Annotated in this window: 1 protein-coding gene; it reads right to left on the reverse strand. The window is 65.2% G+C overall.

Going from position 1 to position 1,349, the window contains the following annotated elements; all coding sequences use genetic code 11:
• Positions 1 to 34: 34 nt before the first annotated feature.
• Entirely contained in the window at positions 35 to 1,045 is a 1,011-nt protein-coding gene (locus tag ACWEH3_RS36100; RefSeq protein ID WP_450026960.1) for an alpha/beta hydrolase, read from the reverse strand.
• Positions 1,046 to 1,349: the final 304 nt, after the last annotated feature.

A 1,349-nucleotide genomic window follows, 5' to 3' on the forward strand; every position in this document is an offset into this window, starting at 1 on the left:
ATGCGGTTCGCAAAGATCACGACGGGGGCTCTTGTCAGTGGTTGTGGAGTGTTTCGGTGATGGTGGGCCAGGAGTGGGTGAGTTCGTCGGTCCAGTAGGGCCAGGAGTGGGTGCCGGTGGGTCGCAGGTTCACGGTGGCGGGGATTTGTAGTTGAGTGAGGCGGGTGGCGAGGGCGCGGGCGCATTCGTGGGCTCCGGTTTCGAGGGGGCCTCCGATGGTGATGGTGTCGGGGAGCTCGACCTGGCTGGGGATGTCGTGTTCGCCGGGGATCCCGCTGCCGCTGGAGAGGTAGATTCTCGTGCCACGCAACGCTTGCGCGTGTTCAAGGACGTCGTGGGCGCGCCAGTCGGGGTCGGTGGGTGTGCCGAACATGTTGTCCGGGTCGCCGCCGTAGGTTTTCACGATCGCGCGGGCTTGGGCTTGGCCGGTGCCGGAGGCGACGGTGTAGCAGCCGCTGTGGGCGGCGACGACAGAGTAGAGGCCTGGTGTGCGGAAGGCGAGCATCATCGCGGCTCCGGCGCCCATGGAGACGCCTTGGATTCCGTTGCGTCCGTTGCCTTCGAATCGTGCGTCGATCAGCGGCGGCAGTTCTTTGGTGAGGAATGTCTCCCATTTGTTGGTGCCCAGGACGGGGTCGCGGCGTTGCCAGTCGGTGTAGAGGTTGGCCGGACCGCCGGTGGTGAGCACGACGTTGATGTCTTTGTCGGCGAAGAACTCCACCGCGTGACCGTGCTGCGTCCAGCTGCTGGTGTTCTCGGGAGCACCCCGCCCGTCGAGCATGTAGAGGGTGGGGCGTGCCCGGCCGCGGTCGGCGGGCAGCAGTATCTGCACCTGCACGACCCGTTTCATCGCGGGTGATTGCACAAACACTCGCAGCCAACGGTCGGTGATCGGCTCGATACGGTCGATGACCGCCCGCGTCGGGAACGCGGAACTCTCCGCGGGAGCCTGATACTGCTGCGAGGACCCACTATCGGCCCCGGAGGTCGCAGGCTCACCGCGGGCCACTCCCGGCAACAGCGCCACAACCGCCAACACGATCATCCCGACCGCAGCCACCTCGACAACCCACCGAACGGGTAGGCGCCGATCGACACAAGCAGACCGAGCCACGAGCTCACCGAAAACATCATCCACTCACCTAGTAAACCGTGGTGAGGTGATGGCTGTCGTCAGTGGTGTATCGGGATGAGAAGAGCCGGCCACCGACAATCAGGCGGAAACGGTGCTCCGATATCGAGGTAGGCGGCTGGGCGCAGGGAAGCGGGACGATGCTGCGCTCGCCCAGAATTCAGAGGCGTCGGCAGATCACTCGCATACAGCCACCCAAGGACAGCGGCCTGGAGCG

The sequence above is a fragment of the Nocardia sp. NPDC004718 genome (genome assembly GCF_053601535.1).

Coding starts and splice junctions, on each gene's coding strand:
- ACWEH3_RS36100 (WP_450026960.1), bottom strand. CDS start 1,045: ATGATCGTGTTGGCGGTTGTGGCGCTGTTGCCGGGAGTGGCCCGCGGT.